This is a genomic window from Actinomadura rubrobrunea NBRC 15275, from assembly GCF_001552235.1.
GTDB lineage: Bacteria > Actinomycetota > Actinomycetes > Streptosporangiales > Streptosporangiaceae > Spirillospora > Spirillospora viridilutea.
This window is the reverse complement of the sequence record NZ_BCQU01000031.1, coordinates 57207-64246: the sequence shown is the minus strand read 5'-3', so window position 1 is coordinate 64246 and position 7040 is coordinate 57207. Positions and strand designations below refer to the sequence as shown.

General features: G+C 71.3%; 5 protein-coding genes and 1 pseudogene. All 6 read right to left on the bottom strand.

All coding sequences use genetic code 11. The annotated features are described in order from the left end of the window. Window positions 1-368, bottom strand: a pseudogene (locus AR3_RS12530) (DNA-directed RNA polymerase subunit beta); the annotation flags it as partial. 993 nt (window positions 369-1361) lie between these two features. After that, complete coding sequence (locus AR3_RS12525) at window positions 1362-2339, bottom strand: Rv1363c family protein (protein ID WP_067913367.1); 978 nt, start codon at window positions 2337-2339, stop codon at window positions 1362-1364. Further along, entirely contained in the window at window positions 2336-2857 is a 522-nt protein-coding gene (locus AR3_RS12520; protein WP_227023236.1) for an Rv1363c family protein, read from the bottom strand. The genes AR3_RS12525 and AR3_RS12520 overlap by 4 nt, the downstream gene beginning before the upstream one ends. Window positions 2858-2912: 55 nt before the next feature. Further along, window positions 2913-4394: an MCE family protein gene (locus tag AR3_RS12515; protein ID WP_067913364.1), complete on the bottom strand. Its 1482-nt coding sequence runs from the start codon at window positions 4392-4394 to the stop codon at window positions 2913-2915. Continuing rightward, window positions 4391-5692 (bottom strand): MCE family protein, encoded by a 1302-nt coding sequence (locus tag AR3_RS12510; RefSeq protein ID WP_083951391.1) that lies wholly within the window; start codon window positions 5690-5692, stop codon window positions 4391-4393. Before AR3_RS12510 ends, AR3_RS12515 begins: the two co-directional genes overlap by 4 nt. Then, entirely contained in the window at window positions 5689-7011 is a 1323-nt protein-coding gene (locus AR3_RS12505; protein ID WP_227023235.1) for an MCE family protein, read from the bottom strand. The genes AR3_RS12510 and AR3_RS12505 overlap by 4 nt, the downstream gene beginning before the upstream one ends. Window positions 7012-7040 lie beyond the last annotated feature (29 nt).

The following is a 7040-nucleotide window of genomic DNA, read 5'->3' as shown; positions in this document are numbered from 1 at the left end:
ATGAACTCCGCCGTCACGAACATCGGGGCGGAGTAGGTCATGTCCTTGTCCTTGCACTCCTCAACGGAGTACTTCGGCGGCTCGAACCGGTGGTCCCGGAACGACAGCGACATGGTCCCGGAGAAGTCCTCGATCGGACTGATCTCCTCGAAGATCTCCTCCAGACCCGACTGAGTCGGGACGTCCTTACGCCCGGCCTGCCGAGCCGCCTCGACCCGGGCCTTCCACCTCTCGTTGCCCAGCAGCCAGTCGAACGAGTTGGTCTGCAGCGCGAGGAGGTCCGGGACTTCCAGCGGCTCCTTGATGCGCGCGAAGGAGACGCGGTGCGGACCGGTTGCGGTATTCGAGGCGTTGCGCGAGGCTGCCAAGAGTGGTCCTTCCGAGGGCTCGCGGCGTAACAGATGACGCGCACGCCAGACGATCCAGGTGCCGACACCCGAGCAGACCACCCGGGACGGGCACGACGGGGGTGTTCAACACATGGATAGTCAGAGGGCAGCGCAAAGGGGCAGTGTAGCCGACCACTACACTGCATGCAAGTCTAGCGCCTCTGTATGCATCACAGTTGCCATGGAGCATCGCTCCTCAGCGGCCGCGAGTCAAGAGCGGACTTGGACTTTTCGGGCTCTGACCTGCAGTGAGGAAGGCCATAGTTTAGGATTCGGCCCCCCTACCGCGAGGTAGCCCCAGGGGTGCACGCCCGCCTCGGGCCCTGACCGGCGCTCAAGCAAACCACCCAGCACGAGCAAGAGCAAATCGGCGCCCCAGAGGGCACACCTCGGCACACCGCCGGCCGCACAGGCCCGTCCCGCCGAGCACCGCGACCGCACCGTCCTCCCAGCTCACAGGGGGTTGGTGACCATCCCCAGGCCGAGGCGCCCAGGAGGCACCCAACCCGCCTCCCGAACACGCCCCTCAGGTCCAGCGGCCTGCGCCGAGGACCAAGCGCGCCGCCCCATCGCCACCGGGGAACCTCTGTGGGGGGCGCGACCGGACATGCCGGGCACGGCGAGCCGCACCAAGTCGAGGGTGCCTGGGAGGCGTACGAGCCGCGTCACGAGCACGCTGCTCATAACTCCGCGACACCGGCGACTCCTCGTGTGCCCGCGGACCGAGCGCGCGCCGACCCGATCGCCAGAGGGAGAAAGTCCGTCGGAGGCGCGTCCGTGTGCGGCCAGCAACGAGGCCGGTGAGCCACTCCAGATCGAGGATGTTCAGGAGGGGTCCGAGCCGCCTCGCGAGCACGACTTCAGGGCGCCGGCGACTCCTGCGTGTGCCCGAGGACCGAGGGTGCCGCCCCTCGCCGGCGGGGAAGCTCCGTCGCGGTGGCGCGGCGGGCGCGTTGCGGGGCGTGGCCGGGGTCAGAGCATGTGCAGCTCCGACACCAGCCAGCGGTCCCCGACCTTGCGCATGACCAGCCGCATCGCGAACTGGCTCGGCGTGCGCTGCCCGCTGCTGCCCTTGGCGGTCTGCTGGTTGAGGTAGACGAGCGCGATGGCGCGGTCGCCGTCGACGCTCTCCACGGCCGTCTTGACCGCGGTTCCCTCGACCACCGCCTGCTGCCGGGTCGCCGACGTCCGCACCGACGCGGTCAGCTGCTGGAACTGGGACTTGAACCGGCCGGTGGTCTGCCCGGCGGCCCGCTTGAGGTCGGCGTCGATCGTCCGGAAGTCGTACGACGACAGGTCCTCGGCCGCCCGCGACGCCGCGAACTTCACCTGGTCGGCGGCCGCCTCTCGCCCGTCGGCCCGGTGCACGGCCACCACCAGCCACACCAGCCCCGCCACCAGCGCGACGTTGACGGCGATCAGCGTGTACCCGAGGGCGCCGGCGGACGCGACGGCGCCGGCGAGCCGCCTCAGCCGCCCGGGGGCGCGCTCAGGCTCGTCCTCTTCGTCCTCGTCGTGTTCGTCCTCGTCGGAGGCTTCGTCCTGGTCGCGCTGCTCGCCGTCCTCGTCGGCGGCGTCATCCTCCGTTTTGGTGAGGGTGGGCTCGGGCTCCTCAGTCTTCTCGTCGGTGGCCGCTTCCTGAGAGCCGTCGCCGTCGTCATCGTCGGCGGTCTCGGGCTTTTCGGCGGCGGGGGCCTCGGCCCCGTCCTTCGCCTCGGCCGTGGACTTTGACCGGCTCTCGGTCGTGGAGTCGTCCGCGGAGGCTGGCGCGGCCTCGTCCTCGCCCTCGACGGCGGCCCGCTCGGCCTCCGCCTCGGCCGCCTCGCGGGCCGCGCGTTCGGCGGCCTCGGCGGCCTCGCGGGCCTTGCGGGCGGCCTCCTCGGCGCGCCGCCTGGCCTTCTCGGCCTTCTTCGCGGCGGCGTCGCGCTTCCTGCGTCCGAGCGTCGTCATGGGACAAGTCCGAGGTTCGAGACGAGCCAGCGCCCGTCGGTGCGGGTCATATCCATCGAGAAGCGGTAGTACCGGGGGGAGCCCTGGGGCACCTTCGGGTTGGTGACGGTCGCGGTGATCGCCACGATCACCTCCGCCGAGTCGCCGTCCATCGAGACCACCCCGGCGCGCACCTGCTGCACCTGCGACATGGTCTGCGCCTTGGTGGCCGTGTCGACGATGGTCTTGGCCTGGGTGGCCCACTGGTTGCGGACCTCGCCGGTCATCCCGGCCAGCACCCGGTCGACGCCCTTCTGGACGTCGCGGTAGTCGAGGCTGGCCAGGTTCACCGCGGTCTGCCGGGCGGCCTGGACGGCGGCGGCGCGCTGCCGTTCCTCCTCCTCCGCCTTCCAGTACCGGTAGCCGAACACCCCCACCGCCACGGCGAGCCCGACGGCCAGCACACCGAGCACGGTCAGGACGGTCCGGCGCCCGCGCGACGCCTCGGCGTCGATCGCGCTGGTCGCGCCGTACCTCATCGCGTCGCCTCCTTCACAGGGATCGGCCTCGGCGGGAGCAGCCCGGCCGCAGTCGTCAGTTCAACCCCAGCGGGCCCAGCAGAAGCATCTTCCAGGACGCGTCGCCCAGCAGCCGCTCCTGGCCGCCCGTCCAGCCCATGCCGTAGCGCTTGCCGTCCGGCCCGTAGACCCATCCGGTCGATGGATCGTACCCGGCCAATTCCACGCGGGTGGGGCCGAGCGGGACGGAGACGGTGGCGGTCTGGGGCTGGACGGCGTCGTCGCCGTCGCTCGCGGCCCGCTTCGGCTCGTCCGTCTTCTCGTCCCCGGACGCCTTGCGCGCCCCTTCTCCGGAGCCGTCCGCGCCGCCGGGCGGGAACCCGGCGCCGTCGGTGGCGCCCTCGGGGACCTTCGGGTACGGGCGGATGGCCTCCTTGGGGAAGTTGCGCGCCCCGCGGACGGCCTTGCCCGAGTCGGGGGCGTCCTTGCACCCGGCGTTCAGCGGCGGCTCCTTGGGGCCGGTGAACTGCGGCCAGCGGCGCGGCGTCTTCTCGTAGCCCTTGGTGCACGGCGCCGGCGCGTTGATGTTGAGGGCCATGCCGAGGTGCTGGGTGCCGTCGCCCGGCGTCACGGTGAACGCCCCGGCCACGGTGATCGGGTACAGGATGAACAGCGACCGCAGACCGTCCTGCCGGGACGCGATGACCTGCCCGGTGCTGGTCATGTTGGCGAGCAGCACCGGCAGGGTGGGCGCCAGGGTGTCGACCGTGGCGTCGAGCTGGCCGACCGCGGACGGCGCGGCGTCGACGGTGGAGCGCAGCGCCGGGTCGTCGCGGCGCAGCTGGCCGGTCAGCTCGTTGAGGTTGCGCGCGAAGGCCCGGATGTCGGCGCCCTGGCGGCGCTGGGTGTCCAGCACGGTGCGGCTGTTGTCGAGCAGCTCCTTGGTGGCCGGGTACGCCTTGTCGGCGGTCTTGAGCAGCCGGTCGGTGTCGTCGAGGATCCGCTGCAGGTCGGCGGACGTGCCGGAGAACGCCTTGTCCAGCTCGTCGACGATGGTGCGCAGGTTCTCCGGCTTGAGGTTGTTGCGGTCGATCAGCGTGTTGACGTTGCGCAGCAGCTCGGCGGTGGACACCGGCAGCCGGGTGTTCTGCCGCGGGATCGTGTACGGCTTGCCGTCGACGTACTCGTGGAGGTAGGGGCGGCCGTCCCGGGAAGGCTGCAGGTCGATGTACTGCTCGCCGACCGCGGAGCGGTTGGCCACCACGGCGATCAGCCCGTCGCGGGGGATGGGGCGGCCCCGTTCGAGGTCCAGCCGGACGCGGATGCCGTCCCGGGTGAGCTGGATCGGGCCGACCCGGCCGACCGGCACGCCGCGGTAGGTCACCTCGGCGCCGGTGAACACGCCGCCGGAGTCGGTGAGGTCGACGTAGGCGGTGTACTGCCGGTTGAAGACCTCGCGGCCCAGCCGGATGTAGTCGACCGACACCACGTACACGCCGATCACGGTGATGACCGCGAAGACCAGCAGCTGGATCTTGACGCCCGGTTTGAGGATCACGACAGGCCCCCCGTCATCAGCGTCTCCAGATCGCGGTGCGGCGCCATCGCGCCCGGTCGGCTCCGGCCGCCGCCGGACTGGCCGTTCTGGCCGCCCTGCGGAGCGAGCCCCGGCAGGCCGCCGCCGGGCGTCTGCGGCAGCACGCCGAGCGGCGTCTGCGGCAGCGTCACGTTCGGGACGGTGAGCATGTCGCGCATCCGTCGGCCGCTGCCCACGAGCGCCTCCAGCTCGGTGCCGCCGAACAGGTTGCGGGCGAGGTTCTCCAGGTCCAGGTCGACGGTGAGCCGCACGTTGCCGTAGTCGCCCCGGATGACGTTGCCGAACGTGGGCGGGAACGGGAACGTCAGCAGGCTCTCCAGCGACTTGGGCAGGTTCTCGCCCGCCTTGTTGAGCTCGCGCAGGATCGTGTCGAGGTCGCGCAGGTTGGCCACCAGCTCGGCGTGCGACTTGTTGACCACGTCGGTGGTGGTGCGGCTGAGCTTGTCCAGGCTGACCAGCATCTTGGTCAGGTCGGCGCGGTTGCGGCGCAGGATCTCGATGGCCGGGCCGGTGCGGTCGGCGGTGTCGGTGATCGTGCGCCGCTCGGCCGACAGCTTGGCGGTCAGCCGGTCGATGCTGTCCAGCGCCCGGGTGATCGCGGCGCGGTTGCGGTCCAGGGTGCCGACGAAGGTGTTCACCCGGTTGAGCACCGACCGGATCTGCGGCTCGCGGCCGCTCATCGCCGCGTTCAGCTCATGGGTGATCGTGGAGATCTGTTCCAGGCCGCCGTTGTTGAGCAGCATCGACATCGCCGACAGCACCGTCTCGACCTCGGTGCCCTGCCGGGTGCGCGACAGCGGGATGACGTCGCCCGACCCCAGCTCGCCGCGCGGCGGCTCGCTGGTCGGGGCGGACAGCGCCACGAACTTCTCCCCCAGCAGGCTGGTCTGGTTGATCGAGGCGACGGCGTTGTCGGGCAGCCGCACGTCCCGGCGCACCTTGGCGGTGACCACGGCGTACCAGCCGCCGGGCCCGCCCGCCAGGTCCACCTTCTCGACCTTGCCGACCGACACGTCGTTGACCTTCACCACCGACTGCGGCACCAGGTCCAGCACGTTGGCGAACTCGATCTTGATGGTCTTGGGGTCGGAGCCCAGGTCCGGGCCGCCGGGCAGCGGGAGCGAGTCCACGCCGCGGAACGAGCAGCCCGACAGCACGGTCGCGGCCGCCAGCGTCACCGCTCCCAGCCGCCGGGCGGCCGCGGCCGCCGTCCGTCCGCCGCGGCGCCGCGCGCGCTCACCGGCTCGCCGCCTGATCATCGGCCACCTCCTGGCAGCAGTGCCGTGAAGTCCTTCGGCCTGGTGTTCTGCCGGGCGCCCGCCGCGTCGGCGTCCCGGCCGCCGGCGTCGCGGCCGGCCTTCCCCGCCTTAGACGACTTGGCCGACTTGGACGACTTGGTCGACGCGCTCGCGGCCGAGCCCGCGCCCGCGTTGGGCCCGTAGGCGTCCGGCGGGATCGGCTCGGGGTCGTAGTGGGTGGTCAGCGCGGTGATCCAGGACAGGTCCAGGCTGAGCCCGGTGAGCGCCTTGCCGATGCCGTTGTAGGGGGTGACGAAGTCCAGGCACTGCTTGGCGGGGGTGCCCACCGAGTACGCCAGCGAGCACACCCAGTCGGCCAGGTTCTCGAACTGCACGAAGTTCACCCGGTTGTGGATGGTGCCGCTGATCGGGTCGTAGGCGCGGCCCAGGTTGTTGATGGCCAGCGGCGCGGTGGTGAGCAGCTCGGCCAGCGCCTCCTTCTCCTTGACCAGCACGCCGGTGATCTGCGCGAGCTGCCGCACGTTGTCCGACAGCTCCTTGCGGTTCTCCTTGACGAACCGCTGCACGTTGCGCAGCGTCGGGCCGAGGGCGTTCAGCGCCGCGCTCAGCTCCTCCTTCTCGGCCGCCAGCTGCGCCGACACGCTGCTGAGGTGGCGGTTGAACTGCTGGACCTGCGCGTCGTTGTCCTTGAGCGCGCGGGTGATGATCCGCAGGTTCTCGATGGTCTGCGCCACGTCCTCGCGGTCCTCGCTCAGCGTGCTCAGCAGCTCGGACGTGTCGGTGATGGTCTGCCGGATGTCCTCGCCCTGGCCCTGCAGGGTGTCCGCGCCGACCTGCAGCAGCCGCGACAGGGCCCCCTCGGAGTTGGCGCCCTGCGGGCCGAGCGCCTTGGACAGCTCGTTGAGGCTGGAGCCGACCTGGTCGACCTCGACCGGGACCTGGGTGCGGTTGACCGCCAGCGTCGCCCCGTCGGCCAGCACCGGGCCGCCCTTGTAGACGGGGGTGAGCTGGACGTACCGGTCGGCCACGATCGTCTGGTTGACGATGACGGCCTGGACGTCGGCGGGCACCTTGTACTTGGCCTCGTAGCGCATCTTCACCCGCACCGAGCCGCCGACCGGGGTGACCTCGGTGACCTTCCCGACGGGGATGCCGAGGATCCGCACGTCGGCGCCGGGGTACAGACCGACGGTCCGGGTGAAGTAGGCCGTCAGGTGCTTCTGCTCGGGCTCCCGCAGCACCGCCACGAGCACGGCCGCCAGCACGGCGGCGGCGAGGACGGCGCCGCCGAGGCGGAGGATGGTTCCTTGGTTACGCACGGATGCCTGCCTGCTGCTCGCTCACGGGA